This window comes from Vibrio maerlii, from assembly GCF_003415655.1.
In the GTDB taxonomy this organism is placed as follows: Bacteria; Pseudomonadota; Gammaproteobacteria; order Enterobacterales; family Vibrionaceae; genus Vibrio; species Vibrio maerlii.
The window spans coordinates 451559-470502 of record NZ_QRHC01000002.1; the positions used below are offsets into that span (position 1 = coordinate 451559).

The window sequence follows — 18944 nt, forward strand, 5'->3', positions numbered from 1 at the left end:
ACCTTTGACTAATTACAGAGACGTAATTTGTTCCCAGATACCGTCATTAATTTCGATACCGCCCGCGGCTTCATGTTTATCAATGAAGTTTTGGATTTCAGAACCCGCAATCATTACTGAACCTGACTCAGCTGGCTCAGAAGCAAGTACATAGTCACGAATACGCTTCATCTCTTTCGCGTATTGGCCTTCATCCATTGTTTTGCTCAAGTCAATAGCGATTAGAAATTGAGAAACACCAAACTCACCGCCCATGTCTTCAGTAAGCGCAGGAACTGAATTACCGCCAGTAATTGCTGTCAGCATCATGTCTAGAACGATTGCCATTGAAGAGCCTTTCCAAAAGCCCATAGGTAGTAGACGTTTGTTTTCCCATAAAACGTGTGGGTCTTTGGTTAGCTCACCGTTGTCATCAAAACCACCCACAACAGGAAGCTCTTTGTCTGCTAACACAAAATTTTGTAGCTGACCGTAGGAGAACTGGCTCATGGAGCAGTCCACAACCACAGGTGGCTCGCCTGCAATTGCCATAATTAGCGGGTTTGAACCAACACGGTGATCTTTACCACCCCAGGCAGGCATAACTGCAATTGAGTTAGTCGAAGCAATACCAGCAAAACCTTGACGCGCCATTTTTAGTACATAAGCACCGCCACGCATCCAATGGTTCGAATTACGCATACCCACCATGCCGATACCGTAATCACGCGCTAGCTCCATTGCACGTTCAGCACAGATAAGGCCATTTAGAACACCTGGGCCAAAGTTACAATCCCACTGCTCAAGTGCACCCATGCGGTTAACACATTCTGGCTCAGAGTTAAGTTTGATTTGACCTTTATCGACTTGTTCGATGAAAACAGGGAAGCGGTTAATGCCGTGTGAATAAGTACCTTCATTCGCCATTTCTACAAAGCCAGCAGCAAGCTTGGTTGCCATTTCAGGTTTCATATCACGTGCTAGTAGGATGCGCTCGTATTCTTGTTGTAGTTTTTCAGTTGATACTAAAGGCATGTCTTTCTCCAAAAATTATAAATTTCGTAATGCGGAATTAATAATTATCCAAATTCCATTTTTAGTCACTAGGTTCCACTGAGATTTTTGACATCATACAAAAAAAACACTTAAACCATTGAATTTAAAGAAGTTAAACATAGAAGAACAAATTGTGACCACATACTCAATTTTGTTACAATTTAGAAAGAAATAAGCTCGCTATTTGACTAACTTCACAGATATCAAGCTAGAAAAGCTATATGAGCGCTCATACATTCCGCAATACGGAATCTAGTGGCTGGTTTATGCCCACAAAATGGAAGAGCATCGATTGTGAGTACAAAAGTCTTATGTAGAAAGTAAGCGAAGTCCGAAAATTAGAAGAAGGGCGTGTTGATCTTTCGAGAGTGTTTTTTGAACAGCATGGTAAAGGGTTATAATTTGCTTCGCCAAAAGTAAAACCATAACCAATACCATGCTAAGAACAATACTTGGCTGATATTCGATGGAAACTACTACTTCAAGTTATGAAAAATACAGGTAGATTTTACGATAAAACTGAACATCGAATGACATTTGAAGGAATACTTTATCGAATGAGGACGGGCATTCCTTGGCGAGATCTACCGTCTGAATTCGGAGAGTGGAGTACCGTTTACAGACGATTTAACTTTTGGTCAAAGAAAGGGGTTTTAGATAATCTTTTCAAAAACTTATCCTGCATGGCTGATTTTAATTGGGTCTTTCTTGATGGGTCGATAGTTCGAGCACGTCAGCATAGCACAGGTGCAGCTACTAAAAGCTCAGTACAAATAGGGAAAAGTCGTGGGGGCAACTCAACCAAAATTCACTTAGCTGTGGATAGTGGTGGCCTGCCGATTTGCTTTGATTTATCAGAAGGACAACGCCACGATATAGTGCATACCGAAAGTTTAGTTGAGCAACTCGATGAAGTTAACATCATCGTTTGTGATAAAGGATATGACAGCGAACCTTTCCGTTCTTTTGTTAAGGAGCGTGGTGGAGAAACGGTAATTGCTAAACGCAATTACCGACAAGATATAGACAAAGGCAGTATGGATTGGTGTCTATATAAGTATCGTCACTTGGTCGAAAATGCCTTTGCAAGAATTAAGCATTATCGTTCTATTTCAAGTAGATATAACAAGCTAGAAAGGAATTATGCCAGCATGTTATCGCTGGCGTTCACGTTAATGTGGCTACCGTTGTATTTTTGAATGCAAAATGTACAGCAAAGATCAACACGTCCTAATAACGAAAAGTAAGCCGGTTTAAAGAACACGATTTTCCATATAGTACTTACGTTAAACACCGAATGGGGCAAAAACTCGCTAGAGCAAACAGTAAAAAGGCAGCGATATCAAATCTTCGCTGCCTTTTTAAGTTTTATACATCAATTCTCAGTATGAGGCTTGATTGCTCTGCTACAAAAGAACCAACATTTACATTGTAAATTACTCTACTGTAACAGCTTTCGCTAGGTTACGAGGTTGGTCGACATCAGTACCTTTGATTAGTGCTACGTGGTAAGACAGTAACTGCATAGGCACTGTGTAGAAGATTGGCGCCGTTACTTCATTTACGTGAGGCATCTTGATGATCTTCATGTTCTCATCGCTTTCGAAACCGGCATCTTTATCTGCGAATACGTATAGCAGACCACCACGAGCACGTACTTCTTCAACGTTTGATTTCAGCTTCTCTAGCAGGTCATTACTTGGTGCGATAACGACTACTGGCATATCTGCATCAATAAGCGCTAGAGGACCGTGCTTAAGCTCACCCGCTGCGTATGCTTCTGCGTGGATGTAAGAAATCTCTTTCAGTTTTAGAGACGCTTCCATCGCGATTGGGTAGTACTCACCGCGGCCTAAGAACAGCGTGTGATGCTTGTCTGCAAAATCTGGAGCTAGCGCTTCGATCTCTTTGTCGAATGCCAGCGCTTGTTCAATCGCCGTTGGCAGTTCGTGCAGTGCTTTCACAATTTCAGTTTCGCGAGCTTCATCAACTCGGCCTTGCAGACGACCGATAGACACGACCATCATTAGCATTGCTGCAAGCTGAGTCGTGAATGCTTTAGTGGAAGCGACACCGATCTCTGTACCTGCACGAGTCATAAATGCAAAATCAGACTCACGAACTAGTGAAGAACCAGCAACGTTACAGATAGTCATTGCTGCCATGTAGCCTTTCTCTTTTGCTAGGCGAAGTGCAGCTAACGTATCGGCCGTTTCACCAGATTGAGAAAGTGTCACTAATAGGCTGTTTGGACGAGTTACGAACTTGCGGTAACGGAATTCGGATGCGATTTCTACGTCACAGCTTACGCCAGCGATAGATTCAAACCAGTAACGAGCCGCCATACCAGAGTTGTAAGACGTACCACATGCAATGATTTGCACGTGCTCAACCTTGCTTAAGATCTCTTCTGCTTTAACACCAATCGCGTTAGTGATTACAGAGGTATCAGAGATACGACCTTCCATTGTGTTGATCAACGCCGTTGGTTGCTCAAAGATCTCTTTTTGCATGAAGTGACGGTATTTACCTTTGTCACCCGCATCGTGCTCTGCGTTCGACTCTACGATTTCACGCTCGACAGAGTTACCTTGAACATCAAATACAGTAACTTCGCGACGAGTAATCTCTGCTACATCACCTTCTTCTAGGTACATGAAGCGGCGAGTAACGCTCAGGAGAGCAAGTTGGTCTGAAGCCAGGAAGTTTTCACCGACACCGAAGCCGATTACGATTGGGCTACCAGAGCGAGCAACAACAATACGAGATGGGTCTTTGCGATCAACAGCTACTGTGCCGTATGCACCGTCTAGTTGTTTAGCCGTTTTTTGCAGCGCTTCTAAAAGTGTTTCTGAGGTACGACGCTCCCACTCAACAAGGTGCGCAATCACTTCTGTATCAGTTTGTGATTCGAATACGTAACCACGACCTTGTAGCATTTCACGCAGCTCTTCGTGGTTCTCGATAATACCGTTGTGTACTACCGCAATATCGCCAGACATGTGTGGGTGAGCGTTGATTTCTGATGGCTCACCGTGTGTCGCCCAACGCGTGTGCGCAATACCTGTTCCGCCAATGACATTAGCTTCTTCTACTGCGTCAGCAAGCTCCTGAACTTTACCAAGGCGACGAACGCGTGTTAGGTTTGATTCAGCATCTACAACCGCTACACCCGCTGAGTCGTAACCACGGTACTCAAGGCGACGTAGGCCTTCTACCAAAATTTCTGCTACATCGCGTTGTGCTACCGCACCTACAATTCCACACATATGTTTATCTCCAGAGTTTCCATATCAACGACTGTAATATCAGCAGCAAGCAAAGGTGATATGGAGGTTTAAATTTAAAATTTTGATTTTATTTATGAAGCACGAATAACTCGCACTCCCTTAGATTCAATAGATTCTGCTTGTTCATCTGTTAGCAGATTATCCGTTACCAACACATCAATCGTGTCCCAAGCGAGCTCCAGATTAGGGATTCGACGACCAACCTTGTCAGATTCAATCATCACAATGACTTCGCGAGAAACTTCCGCCATCACCTTGCTCAAACCCACCAGCTCATTGAAAGTGGTTGTACCGCGTTCTAAATCAACGCCATCAGCACCAATAAATAGCTGATCGAAGTCGTAAGATCTTAGGACAGATTCGGCGACTTGCCCCTGAAAAGATTCAGAATGAGCATCCCAAGTACCGCCTGTCATCAGCAAGGTTGGCTCGCTCTCTAATGCATTTAGAGCGTTGGCCACATTTAGCGAGTTAGTCATCACAATCAAGCCACGTTTGTCATTTAGCTGGTCGATTAACGCAGCTGTGGTACTGCCACTATCAATCACAATACGATTGTGTTCTCTAATTAATGAAGCGGCTGCTTTTGCGAGTGACAACTTTCGATTCGAAACTTTTTTATCTAATTCATCCTCAACCACATCTTTTGGCAACGCAATAGCGCCACCGTAGCGACGAAGTAGAAGACCACTTTTTTCTAGTATGGCTAAGTCTTTTCTTATTGTTACCTCAGACGTTTCAAACTGTTCAGAAAGTTTTTCAACACTTACCTCGCCTTGTTCATCAACAAGTTTTGCGATGGTGTTACGCCTAAGCTGTGTGTTTCGTTTTGACATGTCATTCATACTAGCAAGTTTCGAATCGAAAGCAATTAAATCACAACGAAACTTTTATGTCTAATATTTATCATGAGGCATGCGTAAAAAAGGAGAGCGATGCTCTCCTACTACGTTTAATGTGGTTTTGGTGAGATTAAGAAAGGTCTAGAACCTCTGGGTTTAAGCCGAAGCTTTTCTTGTGTTCTTCGATAACCACCTCGCTACGAGTTTGAATTACTCCTGGCAAAGTGCCCAGTTTAGTCGACATGAAGTGTTGATAGGCACGCATATTCTTTACTCGAACCTTGATCATGGTATCGAAATCACCTGATAAGGAATAGCACTCTTCTATTTCAGGCATCAGGTCGACTGCTTTTGCAAACTTATCAAAAATGGAAAAGCTCGATTGATCTAAACGAATATGGATAAAGACCTGAACATCTAACCCCAGTTTCTCCGGACAGATCTCTGCATGATACCCAAGAATGTATTTCTCTTTTTCTAGGCGCTTTACACGATCAGAACATGGCGATGTCGTCAAATTGACCATTTTAGCCAACTCAACCATGGATACCCTGCCTTTAGCATTCAGTATCCTCAAGATTTCCAAGTCCGTTTTGTCCAATACCATCTATCCTAAGTCCCTATATTTAAAAGCATTATCGTTAGTGTAATGGAAACGATAACAACCACAAATGATTAACATCTAATTATTTAGTTAACATTCAAATGAGCCAAATTTGAAAGAAATTAAGATGTAACAACTCATCTCTCTTATGCCGTCACCAATAGGGCTTAAACAAAATAGAACATCACACCGCTAACATCAAAGCAACATAAAGTATTGCTAAACCCTTTTAATATTCTAATTAAACTACAAATTAAAGCCCCTTTTATAAAAACAACATACCAACCGTTAACAAAATGTTTTAACTTTGCACCATTAAACAAAGAAGATGAGCTAAATAAGAAAGTAAAGTTAACCGTGTATTTACATAATAGAAAACAAGAGTGGAATGGAGATCACGATAATGATGACACAAGTAATTGCATACAAACCTTTTGGTATCGGTGAATGGACACACGCAAGAGTTTCTAAAGACGTAGCTCAAGCCCTAGTAAAAGAATACTCTTCTTACGGTTGGCCAACTATGCTAGATAACGAAATCGTTGAAGCGTCATCGGAAAAAAAAGCTGCATAAGCCAGATATAAAACAAAAACGGCCTTTATCTATAGAAGATAAAGGCCGTTTTTGTTTTCTAAGAGAAAATATACCTACTGAGAATTAAGCTAAATGCGTCTGTCGCTTAAGAACCAATTGTGATAATTGCTCATCTTTTGAGTGTTGATTGCATACTCGGCAGTAAAACTGCGGTTCCATCTTGTAATAGTGCTCACCATTGGCAAACAAAGACATAAATTGAGTGAAACTTTGTAGTTTAGTAAAAACGGAATTCCCTACTTCTTGTGTCATGCAACGCTTCATAACAGCTTTGTGTGCTGTCACTCTCTTACAAGCTTTGCAATATGTGTCCGGCATCTCTTGCTCCTAATCATCATCCTTAATTCGTTAAGGTAGACGTATTCTCTGCAAATAAGTTCCTTGGTTAAAATACGATCAGTCAAAAATGTGGCACAAGTACAATAATTGACTCTATCAATAACCATTTTTGAGAACTGATCACATCAAAAAAGCCCCAGACATACGGAATATATGGGGCTTTTGTACTGTTAATTAGCGAATGACTTAGTCAAACTCTGTTAGGTTTTTCTTAAACACTTGGTGTTGAGCGAGCACAGACTCTTCCGGTTCACCTGTCATCTTACTCACGACAACAATTGCTAAAGTTGAGAAGATCATTCCAGGAACGATCTCGTAGACATCAAACCAACCACCGGTTAGCTGTTTCCACACAACGATCGTTACACCACCAACAATAATGCCTGCAAGTGCACCGTTGCGGTTCATCTTATCCCAATAAAGGCTCAGTACAACTGCAGGACCAAATGCAGCACCAAAGCCAGCCCATGCGTAAGATACCAAGCCAAGTACAGAGCTGTCTGGTGTCATTGCTAAAAATAGAGCAACCAGTGAAATCAGGATTACAGCGACACGGCCGACCTTAACCACTTCTTCAGGTGATGCATCTTTCTTGAAAACTTGCTTATAGAAGTCTTCTGCAAGTGCAGATGATGACACCAATAATTGTGAGTCAGCGGTACTCATGATTGCAGCCAGAATTGCCGCCAACAAAATGCCCGCAATCACAGGGTGGAACATTGCGTTAACCAGTAGCATGAAGATCTTCTCACCATCAGCAACTTCACCCAGAGAGCCATTCGTCACGTAAACAAGACCAACCAGGCCAACGAGCATTGCACCAGCCATAGAGATACCCGACCAAACCACAGCGATTCGACGCGCCGTGTCCAGATCTTTGTTGCTACGAGAAGCCTTAAAACGCGCTAGGATATGTGGTTGACCGAAGTAACCTAGGCCCCATGCAGCAAGCGAAATAATAGCGATGGCACTCAGAGGCTCACCCTTGGTGTCATTCCACAGAGTCAGAAGCTCTGGATTAATAGCCGCAAGATCTGAACTCAACTGACCAAGACCACCCTGCATTGCCGCAATTGGAACAATCAGCAGCGCAGCCGCCATTAATAGACCTTGAACCAAGTCAGTCCAAGATACCGCAAGGAAACCACCAAACAACGTGTATGACACCACGCAAACCGTACCGATAATTACTGCTGTGGTGTAATCAAGACCAAACACCGTCTCGAACAACTTACCACCAGCAACCAAACCTGAGCTCGTATAGAAAAGGAAGAATAAAAGAATAAAGAACGCAGAGATGGTTTGAATCATCTTAGAGTTATCACTGAATCGACGTGATAAAAACTCAGGGAGGGTCAGAGAGTCGGTTGTTATACTGTAGGTTCTTAGACGCTTAGCGTTAATGAGCCAGTTAGCCCAAGTACCCACCAGCAGACCACCAGCTAGCCAAAATGCTTCAATACCAGCAGCGTAAGCATAACCAGGTAGACCAAGTAGCAACCAGCCACTCATATCCGATGCACCAGCAGATAGCGCTGATGGCCAAGGCCCTAGTGAACGACCACCCAAAAAGTAGTCTGATGAACTTGATGTGCGCTTATACGCAATAACACCAATCGCGAGCATCATAATAAGATACGCGATAAAAGTTGTAGTAATAGCAAAGCTATTCTCAATCATTGAGTACTCCTCATATTTTTTATTTCCGTATATAAACAGAGAGCAGGCTCCCCCGCTCTCTGTTTCGGTTCTTGGGTTAGTAAACCCTAGCCGTGAGAGTCGCTACCTAGCTCCAAGAGCGTGGCATTACCTCCTACGGCGGTGATATTAATGGTGCGAGTACGTTCACTAATAAAACGCAAACACAACCTTGGATCGTGAGACGTCGGTAAACGCTCAAGATCCGTTTCTGCCGTCAGCGTAGCAATGGCACTCTCGCGCTCTGCTAGTTGACGATTAATCTCTTGTAATGTGGCTGATGACACTACACAGCCAACGCTGCGAACATCACGAGCGCACAAAGTGCTGTACTGTTCAAAATCGGTAAATTGCAGCAAATGCTTAGGTAAAATAGCTCCAAGCAATGCCTCAATCGCATCACCAAACGCCACATCCTCAATACACACCACCACACTATTACCTGCGATCAGTGCACATGTCAGTTGTGCCATCAATGCCTGACGACTTGCTAAGCTTCTTCCCCCAGCAACTAAAGCACAAACACCACGACCTACTGTGTACAGCTCATTAGTTTCACCTGTAGGGCCGACCAGTTGATGGACCTTGCCAAGATATTTCTCTGCATGATTTATATGGAACTGCACCACAGGAACTAAAGTAGCGTGCTCCTTAACCAGAGCATTCACCACCTGCTGCATCACAGCAGCACGCGTTTCAAATGCCTCTAAAGACCAGGTTTGCCAGGCATTCTGCGCATCAAAGAAAAGCGTGGTTGATTGGCCATTCATTACGTCACTCATCACACTCTCCTTTTATTGATATGACACTTGAGCAAAACGGAACAGGTAGTGTGGACCACCCGCTTTGGGTCCAGTACCCGATAGGCCTTGACCACCAAATGGCTGCACACCAACCACTGCGCCTACCTGATCACGGTTGATGTAGCAATTACCCACTCGTGCGTGCTTTTCAATCCAACGGTATGTGGTTTCGTTGCGGCTATGAACACCCATTGTCAAACCAAAACCAGTTCGATTGATTCGCTCGACCACCTCAGCCAACTCACTCGCTTTAAAGCGCACGATATGCAAAATCGGGCCAAAGTGTTCTTGCTTCAGTACATTAATATCTTCAATTTCAAATGCAGATGGAGGAACGAAGTCTCCAAACTCACACTCTTGTGGCAGATTCAACTGAGCCACAGTTTTACCTTTCTTCGCCATATCATCGATATGCGCCAACAGTTTTTGTTTCGCCGTTGGATCAATCACTGGACCAACATCGGTTGAATGCAAGTAAGGCAGACCAACGCTCAGTTCATTCATTGCACCTTGGATAAGCGCTGTGATTCGATCGGCAATGTCTTCTTGTACAAATAAAACACGTAATGCAGAACAGCGTTGACCCGCTGATGCAAATGCAGAACGAATCACATCGCGTACCACCTGCTCAGGCAGTGCGGTACTGTCTACGATCATCGCGTTCTGACCACCGGTCTCTGCGATGAACGGCACTGGGTCAGCATCTCGCTCAGCCAATGTGTGGTTAATGCGCTGTGCAGTCTGGGTCGAGCCAGTAAATGCCACACCAGCAATAGAGCGATTTGACGTCAACTCACGGCCTATCTCGCTACCTTTACCCAATACCAATTGAATCACACCAGCAGGGAAGCCCGCCTTCAACATCAATTCCACAGCTTTGGCTGCAATCAAGCTGGTTTGCTCCGCAGGCTTAGCCACAACGGTATTACCTGCCACTAACGCAGCAGTAATCTGCCCAAGGAAGATTGCCAATGGGAAGTTCCATGGGCTAATACAGACAAACACGCCACGTCCTTGGTAACGAACCACTTTCTGCTGACCATCAAAGCCTTCAAAGGTTTGAGTAGAAAGCTCACTCGATTTATTCGCGTAATAACGACAGAAATCGACGGCTTCACGTACTTCATCAATGCTGTCGTGAATCGTTTTGCCCGCTTCGTGATGACACAGCGCCACCAACTCAGCCATGTGAGTTTCCAATAAGTCTGCTAACACATTCAGATACTGCGCTCGGACTTTCTCATCGGTATCACGCCAAGCAGCAAAGTGTTGCTCCGCGATATCGATAGCTTCGGAAACATGATCAAGGCTTGCGTACTTGATCAGACCCACTTGCTTACGACGATCGTATGGCGCAAGTACCTTTTCATCATGATCACCCTTGATCATGCTTTCGGAACTCAGCTCACCATTGATGATCGATCCTGCATACCATTGATAATCAGCAAAGGCTTCTACCTGAGCTTCAAACAACTTAGCTTCGCTCTCGATATCGATGTTTACACCTAAGGAGTTTTGACGATCAGGGAACACCTCAAGCGGCAATGGGATCTTGTTGTTGTGCAGCGTTTCGTTGCTTAGCAATGTTTCAAGCGGATGCTGTGTTAATTCACTCACTGGACAGCGCGCATCAACCAAACGGTGAACAAACGAGCTGTTCGCCCCGTTCTCTAACAAACGACGTACTAGATAAGGCAACAAGTCTTTATGGCTACCAACAGGCGCATAGATACGCACAGATTGCTGGTACGCTTCTTTTGCATGGTGATACAACGCATCCCCCATGCCGTGAAGACGCTGGAACTCGTAATCTTTGTGCTCAGCCATGACTGCTATAGCCGTCACTGTATGAGCATTATGGCTCGCAAACTGTGGGAAGATATTGCCGCGTACTTCTTCACTCAGTAGGTATCGAGCACACGCTAGATACGCAGTATCGGTCGCTTCTTTACGCGTGTAGACAGGATAATTTTCGTAGCCACTTTGTTGTGACCATTTAATCTCACTGTCCCAGTACGCCCCTTTCACCAAGCGAAGCGGAATCAAATCGCCCTGCTCTTTTGCTAACTTGTTCAGCCATACCAAAACAGGTAACGCACGTTTTGAGTATGCTTGAACTACAAGACCAAACTTGCCCCAACCTTGTACCAATGGATTGCGATACACTTTCTCGAACAGCTTCAATGACAGCTCTAAGCGATCAGCTTCTTCAGCATCAATCGTAATCGCCACATCCAACTCAACCGCACGCTGTAAAAGCTCGATTAAGGTGTCATGCAGCTCGCTTAATACTCGCTCTTCATTAGCCACTTCATAACGAGGATGCAATGCAGACAGCTTGATCGACACCGAAGGCGCGGGGCCGGAACCGCTATAGCTATCACGACCAACTGCCTCTATCGCCATCAAGTAATCTTTGAAGTACTTGTTGGCATCCGCATGGGTGAGCGCCGCTTCACCAAGCATGTCAAAAGAGTAGGTGAACCCTTTATCACGCATTGGTTTACCATTCTTCTGCGCTTCTGAAATGCTGCGACCCAGCACAAACTGATGCCCCATTACTTTCATTGCCTGATGCATAGCCTGACGAATCACAGGCTCAGACATCTTGTTGACTAAGCGGTTCACCGCTTGTGTTGGACTTGGTTTATCACCAAGACCCACCACTTTACCCGTCAGCATCAAACCCCACGTCGATGCGTTCACAAACACAGAATCTGAGTTTTTCAGATGAGACTTCCAATCTGCGACACTTAATTTGTCACGGATCAGCGCATCCGCTGTTGCTTTGTCGGGAATACGCATCAAGGCTTCAGCAAGACACATCAATAAGATGCCTTCTTGAGTATCTAGGCTGTATTCCAACAAAAGTGCATCGATCATCTGCACCGCACTCTTATCTTCACGAATACGCTCGATAAGCTGGGTTGTCTTCTGCTCAATTGCTGCTTTTTCTTGCTCAGTCGCCTCAGCTAATGGAATTAACTGCTGAAGCCACTTCGATTCGTCCACCATATATAGTGGAGATATGTTCGACCATAACGTTGCTAGTGGTTGCTCGTTGAACTCACTAGATAACACATCTAACGCGTTAAACATGTGTCTTCCTTTATCTCTCGTCCAAATATGGCAGCAGTGTATTTTGCGTCCATCTCGAATACTTGTCAAAAACTCCGAGTTTTTTGCCAAAAACCACCACAAATAACAAATTTCAAACAAGATCACACCAAAATAAACAAGATATTATTTTGTTAAGCATTAAAAATAGGCACAAACTGATAACAAGACCATGCACATATTAGGGTTATGAATGAGCACGGTTGATAGACGAAGTGTGTTAGAAAGACGAGCGTAAAGGGAGTGAAGTCAAAAGAAAGCCTAGGATAGGCCTAACACATCTTTTTATATTGAGAGGGAGAGCAACCCTGTAGACGCGAAAAAGCGTGAGTAAAAGTACTTTGATTGGAAAAGCCTGTCATCTCCGCAATATGACTCAAGCTTGCTCCACCTTGCTTGATCAGCTGCTTGGCCATATCGATACGCTTGTTCAGCACATACTGATGCGGCGTTATTTCCATAAGATCTTTAAACAAAGCATGGAACTGGCTTTCACCGAGAAACGCGCTTGCTGCCAACTGAGCAACCGAGATCTTCCTTCCCATATGCGTTTCGATATAAAGATCAATCGCATGCATATCTAAACGATGATCTTTGTTGACCTGGTTAAACTGAGAAGTATGACGCATAAGCAACGCCATAACCGTGTCGTTGCAGGCACGAGCTAACAACTGATCCTCAGGACAGGCCTGCATTTCAGCAACCAACATCTGGATCATCTTTTGGATTTGACTATCAAGCTGGAAGTAGGTCTGCGCGCGATTAAGCTCATTGAGTCGATCGAGCAATAGGGGATCACCACTCGATGGCTTAGGGAGATTAAGAACGAGGATATCCGGCTTATCGATGATGCCACCAAATGCGTGGGACTCACCAGCGGTAACAACACAGCCTTGGCCTGGACCAACAATGTTCCCCACTCCAGAAACGTCGAACTCTGACTTACCACGCAACCCTATTACGATTTGCGTGTAACTATGATCATGGTTCTCTATATAAGGAGGCAATGTCACGATTTGAGCAGGCTTTGGTAGAGTATTCTCTTCATTCAAAACTGCGTTGCTCGCATCTTTTATCGTTTGATTGATAGACGTTTTTGATGAAATGCTCTGCGTCATAACAATGGCTCAAATAATCCAGGAGCCATTATTTTACATGACTCCTAGTCGTGACACGATATTTTCGTACCATTCGCCAAATTATGTCGTCTAAGTGTATGATTTTATAACGGAACAATGCTAAAACTGCTCAAACTTACTGCAATTGTAAAATTGAGGCTGCGATTTAATCGACACGAACAGTCTACAACTTCGCGATTTAGATGCATTGGCTGTAACTATACGCAAGTAAAAAACTCTACATCGCACAGTCTGGGGTTGCGAACGTCATTGGCTTCAAGGTATTGATATAGCCATAGACATACCACTTAGGAATAAACGAAAAGAGAAGCTCAACGGCTTCTCTTTTGTATTCTAACAACCTCAATGACGCTGCTGACGAATCTTCTCTCGCTTCAACCTTAATGAAACCAATGCATTAAACAATGATTGTTTATTGCAGGCCTCAAAGAAGGCTTTCTTGTCTTGTAACATCACTTATTCATCAATGACTCATTTTACTAACACAAACAGTACAGCAGACTGTAACATTACGCAATAAAAAAGAGGCAGCTTTCAAACAAAAGCAGCCCCTTAATCGTCAGTGTCCCCGAAGATCGTTACGGAGCGAGTCGATCAATCACCCAACTCTCGGCTTCTTTAGAGAACAAAAAGCGGTCATGTAGGCGATTCTCACCACCTTGCCAAAATTCAATTGACTCAGGTTTGATGCGGTAGCCACCCCAGAAGCTTGGTACTGGAATCTCCCCCTTCTCAAACTTTTTCTTTAGCTCTAAAAACTTCCCTTCTAGTACACCACGAGCAGAAATGCGACTGCTTTGCTTGCTCGCAATCGCCGCTAACTGGCTCGATTTAGGTCGTGAACTGAAGTATTTAATGTTTTCAGCTGCGCTCAACTTCTCCGCTACGCCGGTAATGTGCACCTGACGCTCTAGAGGGTGCCAAGGGAAGTGAATACTTACTTTGCTATTTTCAGCAATCTGTTGTGCTTTACGGCTTCCAAGATTGGTATAAAACACGAACCCTGCATCGTCGACGCTCTTAAGCAAAACGATACGCTGAAACGGTTGACCAGTTGCATCGACAGTTGCAACGGTCATTGCTGTCGGATCTGTAAGCCCTGCATCAACAGCCTGTTCTAACCACAAGTTAAACTGTTCAATCGGGTTTTGCTTTAAGTCCTTTCGTCTCAAACCACCTTGAGAGTACTCGCGACGGATATCTGTAAGCTTCATGTCCTTACCTCCTCAGATTTTTTACGAATTTTGCGCTGTTAAGAAGCTAAACACAAGCAAATCAATTAGTTGATAATCCCCTCAATTATGCAAACCGTATATACCACCAATTATTACTATTTTATTTATCAAAAACTTAACATTTCTAATGACAAGGAATAGAATCTTTAGAGAACCAAAAAGATGTTTACCACAGTACTTAAGTACTAGGGTAAAGGGGGCAAAGGAAGCCATGAGTAAAGAGCTGAAAAAGTTAAACAGTGCAGAGCTGGATTATATCGACGATAAAACCGCAGCTTTGCTACTCAATACACCCACAACAGCCAGAGTGATGCTGTGGGTGATGGTACTTTTCTTTTGCGCCGCTGCCGCATGGGCATCGTGGGCAGAAATCGATAAAGTGACCGTTGGTCAGGGTAAGGTGATCCCTTCCTCACAAGTTCAAGTGATCCAAAACCTCGAGGGTGGCCTAGTCAAACAGATCCTAGTTAAAGAGGGGGATCAAGTGACAGAGGGTCAGCAGCTCGTGCTTATTGATGACACTCGCTTTCGCTCTGATTTTCGCGAAAGAGAGCAACAGGTTGCCAACCTGACAGCGTCTGTTCTTCAACTGTCGGCATCATTAACGAGTGTAGTCATAGATGAAGACTTCAAAGATAAAGACTGGCAAAACAACGTTCAAATCGTCACGACCAAACTGGCATTCCCTCCCCTTTTTCACGAAATGCGTCCTGACTTAGTTAAACGCCAAGAAGCCGAATATAAACAAGATCTCAATAATCTTAAGAACCAACTGTCAGTTATTGGCCAGCAGGTAAAGCAGAAACAACAAGACCTTATCGAGGTACAAGCTCGTGCTCGAAACCTACGCCAAAGCTATGATTTTGCTAGAAAAGAGTTAGATATTACTAAGCCACTTGCAGAAGAAGGTGTCGTACCACGTATCGAGCTACTAAAATTACAGCGTCAGGTGAATGATACTAAGCGTGAGCTCACCTCAAGTGAATTGAAGATCCCGGTTTTAAAGTCTTCGATTCGAGAATCAATGCTAAGCCGAATCGATGCCGCGTTAACCTTCCGCTCCGAGCAACAAGAGAAGCTTAACCAAGCACAAGACCAGTTGTCTGCTATTACTGAGTCTGCTGTCGGCTTAGAAGACAGGGTGAATCGTACTGTTGTACTTTCTCCAGTCACTGGGACAGTAAAAACCCTCAACGTAAACACCGTTGGTGGTGTTATCCAACCAGGTATGGACATTGTTGAAATCGTCCCAACCGAAGATTCATTGCTGGTAGAGGCAAAGATTGCTCCTCAAGACATCGCATTCCTTCGCCCTGGTCTGCCAGCTATCGTCAAATTCAGTGCCTACGATTTTACCAAATACGGCGGTCTTGATGGCATCTTGGAGCATATCAGTGCTGATACTACTCAAGATGAAGAAGGGAACAGCTTCTATATTGTGCGAGTAAGAACCGAGCAAGATTCTTTTGGTCAGCTAAAAGAGCTGCCAATCATTCCGGGAATGACCACCTCTGTGGACATTATTACCGGTAAACGCACCGTTGCGGATTATCTACTCAAACCAATATTGAGTACCAAGAGCAACGCGCTCAAGGAGTAAGTTATCAAATACCGTTCAACTGCACGCGGGTTTGCCAGTGTGTTAATGAGAGTCAGCAGTGCGTAAGTTATTACTCCTCGCCGCTCTCGTCGCTTCTGCAACTTATACTCAAGCCCTCAATACTGTTGAGCAACAATGGGTGTCTGCTGTCTCTAAGAAATATGGCACCAGAGCAGGAAAACGAGTAGAAACGTGGCGCAGTAATTTAGCTCAGTACCAAAACCTCTCTGAAACAGCCAAGCTACGAGCGGTAAACGACTTCTTCAACCAACTCAATTTTGTCGATGATATTCGCTTATGGGGAAAGAAGGATTATTGGGCTACCCCTTTGGAGTTCTTAGGCGCAAATGGTGGTGACTGTGAAGATTTCACCATTGCTAAGTATTTCTCGTTACTAGAGCTTGGTGTGTCTGATACCAAGCTACGACTCGTGTATGTAAAAGCGTTAGAGCTGAATCAGTTCCATATGGTTCTCGCCTACTACTCGAAACCAAGCGCAGAACCTGTGCTGCTCGATAATCTTAATAAAACCATACAACCCGCATCTAAACGCCGAGACCTGCTTCCTGTCTACAGTTTTAACGGTAAAAACTTGTGGCTTATGAAAGAACGAGGAAGCGGTAAGCTAGCAGGCAAGTCATCACGACTGAGCCTTTGGAACGATTTACGATCACGTGAGAGTTCACTCAAGCTGAACACTCCGGTTATTAATTTGGATGAGTAACCACTATGACACTATATAAGCAGCTCGTAATAGGGATGATCGCTGTGTTTATGTTATTGATGACGTCAGTATTCGTCATTGAGTTCAGAAGCACGCAAGACTTCTTGGTGAACCAACAAGAGTCTGAGATCAACAATACCATCAATACCGTCGGTCTTGCCCTAGCGCCTTATCTTAAGGAAAAAGATCCGGTCGCCGTAGAGTCTGTGATTAATGCCCTGTTCGATGGCAGCTCATATTCCGTAGTGCGACTCATCTTCCTCGATAATAATGAAGAGATTCTGCGTTCTTACCCAATCGCTCCTCCGAGCGTTCCTCAGTGGTTTATTGATTTAAACATCTTCTCCAAGCTACACGACAAACGTGTCATTACGAGTGGTTGGATGCAATTAGCAGAAGTAGAAATTGTCAGTCACCCAGGCGAAGCCTACTACCAACTGTGGCAAACCTTCGTGCGCCTGCTGGGTGCTTTTGGTGTGTTATTGCTACTTGGCCTTGGTGCGATTGCATTCATCGTTAAACGCTCGCTACAGCCATTACAAGCAATTCGTAAAAAGATGGAAGACGTGGCAAACAACCAATTTGGCGAACCATTAACGCCACCAAAGACCAAAGATTTAGTCATCCTTGTTGAAGGCATCAACATGATGTCGAATCAAGTAGAAGCCTCATTTAAAGCGCAAGCTCGTGAAGCTCAACAGCTACGTGAGCGAGCATACATGGACCCAGTTTCTCAACTTGGTAACCGTTCCTTCTTTATGAGCCAGCTAAACCAATGGCTTGGTGAGTCCGCTCAAGGTGGTATCGCTATTTTAGAAGCCCACTTCATTAAAGAACTGTACGAAAAGCGCGGTTATGAAGCTGGTGACAACATGGTTCAAGAGCTGGCACAAGAACTTAGCAATGGTTTGACGACCCCAGATCTCTCGATTGCTCGAATCTCTTCTGATGAGTTTGGCTTTATTGCACCCAACCTTGAAGAGGACGAAATCAAGATCTTGAGTGAGAACATCCTCAACTATGCGCAAACTATTCAATCGGATCCGCTTGGAGTTTCCTCACCTGAGGTTTACCTCGGTGTTGTCGCCAATAAAGAGAAAAAGCCATCTTCTGAAATCTTGGCGCTGGTGGACAATGCACTCACTCAAGCAAAATCAACCCCAGAAAATCCAGTCACCATTATCAGCGCAGAAACCAGCCACAACAGCCGTGGTAAACAACAATGGAAATCATTGGTTGAAGAAGCGATTCACAACGATTGGTTTGCATTCCGATTCCAATCGGCCAACGACTCACAATCGAAAACTTTCCATGCCGAAGTATTTACCGCCATTGAGAAAGACGGTGAACGTTATACTGCGAATCAGTTCCTATTTGCGCTCGAGCAGCTTAAATCGACCCATATTTTCGATCAGTATGTGATAGAAAAGATGTTAGAAAAGTTAAGCAGTGGTGAGATCACAACGCCGATTGCAGTGAACATTGCTCAAAGCAGTATCGAACAGCCAAGCTTTATTCGCTGGGTTGGACAAGTTCTATCTCGCTACTCAAATGTGGCAGACAAGCTTCACTTTGAAATCCCAGAGCCATGTTTCATCAAGATGCCTCACTACACCGCCTTACTGTGCAATACGATTCGTTCGGCAAATGCGGCGTTTGGTGTTGACAACTATGGTCGGAACTTCCAATCGTTAGAGTACCTCAATGAATATCGTCCAACTTATGTGAAGCTCGATTACCTATACACTCATCAACTGGAAGATGAAAAACAGAAGTACACGTTATCTTCTATTTCTCGTACAGCCCACAATCTTGGTATAACAACAATTGCCTCTCGTGTCGAAACTCAAACCCAGCTTGAGTTGCTATCAGAGCACTTTGTTGATGTATTCCAAGGCTTTATTGTCGACCGCTAGGGAAAAT

General features: G+C 44.2%; 14 protein-coding genes. 5 read left to right on the forward strand and 9 right to left on the reverse strand.

What is annotated here, in order from left to right; all coding sequences use genetic code 11:
• Nucleotides 1-12: 12 nt before the first annotated feature.
• A complete protein-coding gene (gene yiaK / locus DPF91_RS03035) occupies nt 13-1014 on the reverse strand; it encodes a 3-dehydro-L-gulonate 2-dehydrogenase (protein WP_117232948.1) in 1002 nt (333 codons plus the stop codon).
• A gap of 473 nt (nt 1015-1487) precedes the next feature.
• On the opposite strand from yiaK, the gene DPF91_RS03040 reads away from it, so the two are divergent.
• On the forward strand, nt 1488-2234 hold the full coding sequence (locus DPF91_RS03040; protein ID WP_277392888.1) for an IS5 family transposase: 747 nt from the start codon (nt 1488-1490) through the stop codon (nt 2232-2234).
• Nucleotides 2235-2471: 237 nt separating this feature from the next.
• On the opposite strand, the gene glmS is transcribed toward DPF91_RS03040, so the two are convergent.
• From glmS to DPF91_RS03055, 3 genes are all read right to left on the reverse strand, one after another.
• Nucleotides 2472-4304 carry a glutamine--fructose-6-phosphate transaminase (isomerizing) gene (glmS, locus tag DPF91_RS03045; RefSeq protein ID WP_117232949.1) on the reverse strand — a complete coding sequence of 611 codons (1833 nt, stop codon included), beginning with the start codon at nt 4302-4304 and terminating at the stop codon, nt 2472-2474.
• A gap of 92 nt (nt 4305-4396) precedes the next feature.
• The gene (locus tag DPF91_RS03050; RefSeq protein WP_117232950.1) at nt 4397-5161 is read right to left on the reverse strand and encodes a DeoR/GlpR family DNA-binding transcription regulator; all 765 of its coding nucleotides are present in this window, start codon (nt 5159-5161) and stop codon (nt 4397-4399) included.
• 136 nt (nt 5162-5297) lie between these two features.
• Entirely contained in the window at nt 5298-5774 is a 477-nt protein-coding gene (locus DPF91_RS03055; RefSeq protein WP_117232951.1) for an Lrp/AsnC family transcriptional regulator, read from the reverse strand.
• A gap of 400 nt (nt 5775-6174) precedes the next feature.
• Here DPF91_RS03055 and DPF91_RS22010 point away from each other — a divergent pair, with 400 nt between their 5' ends.
• Nucleotides 6175-6345, forward strand: a complete 171-nt coding sequence (locus DPF91_RS22010; RefSeq protein ID WP_164684018.1) for a hypothetical protein — start codon at nt 6175-6177, stop codon at nt 6343-6345.
• Between the two features lie 546 nt (nt 6346-6891).
• Here the strand turns inward: DPF91_RS22010 and putP are convergent.
• From putP to pdxH, 5 genes are all read right to left on the reverse strand, one after another.
• Entirely contained in the window at nt 6892-8382 is a 1491-nt protein-coding gene (putP, locus tag DPF91_RS03065; RefSeq protein ID WP_117233196.1) for a sodium/proline symporter PutP, read from the reverse strand.
• An 89-nt stretch (nt 8383-8471) separates the two neighbouring features.
• The gene (locus tag DPF91_RS03070) at nt 8472-9185 is read right to left on the reverse strand and encodes a 1-pyrroline-5-carboxylate dehydrogenase (protein WP_241033746.1); all 714 of its coding nucleotides are present in this window, start codon (nt 9183-9185) and stop codon (nt 8472-8474) included.
• Nucleotides 9186-9197: 12 nt separating this feature from the next.
• Entirely contained in the window at nt 9198-12305 is a 3108-nt protein-coding gene (putA, locus tag DPF91_RS03075) for a bifunctional proline dehydrogenase/L-glutamate gamma-semialdehyde dehydrogenase PutA (RefSeq protein ID WP_117232953.1), read from the reverse strand.
• 290 nt (nt 12306-12595) lie between these two features.
• Nucleotides 12596-13399 carry a helix-turn-helix transcriptional regulator gene (locus DPF91_RS03080; protein WP_420855571.1) on the reverse strand — a complete coding sequence of 268 codons (804 nt, stop codon included), beginning with the start codon at nt 13397-13399 and terminating at the stop codon, nt 12596-12598.
• Nucleotides 13400-14040: 641 nt separating this feature from the next.
• A complete protein-coding gene (gene pdxH, locus DPF91_RS03085) occupies nt 14041-14676 on the reverse strand; it encodes a pyridoxamine 5'-phosphate oxidase (protein WP_117232955.1) in 636 nt (211 codons plus the stop codon).
• A gap of 232 nt (nt 14677-14908) precedes the next feature.
• Here pdxH and DPF91_RS03090 point away from each other — a divergent pair, with 232 nt between their 5' ends.
• The 3 genes from DPF91_RS03090 to DPF91_RS03100 are packed head-to-tail and all read left to right on the forward strand — an operon-like array spanning nt 14909 to nt 18937.
• The gene (locus tag DPF91_RS03090; RefSeq protein ID WP_117232956.1) at nt 14909-16297 is read left to right on the forward strand and encodes an HlyD family type I secretion periplasmic adaptor subunit; all 1389 of its coding nucleotides are present in this window, start codon (nt 14909-14911) and stop codon (nt 16295-16297) included.
• A gap of 58 nt (nt 16298-16355) precedes the next feature.
• Entirely contained in the window at nt 16356-17021 is a 666-nt protein-coding gene (locus tag DPF91_RS03095) for a transglutaminase-like cysteine peptidase (protein ID WP_117232957.1), read from the forward strand.
• Between the two features lie 5 nt (nt 17022-17026).
• Nucleotides 17027-18937: a bifunctional diguanylate cyclase/phosphodiesterase gene (locus DPF91_RS03100; protein ID WP_117232958.1), complete on the forward strand. Its 1911-nt coding sequence runs from the start codon at nt 17027-17029 to the stop codon at nt 18935-18937.
• Nucleotides 18938-18944: the final 7 nt, after the last annotated feature.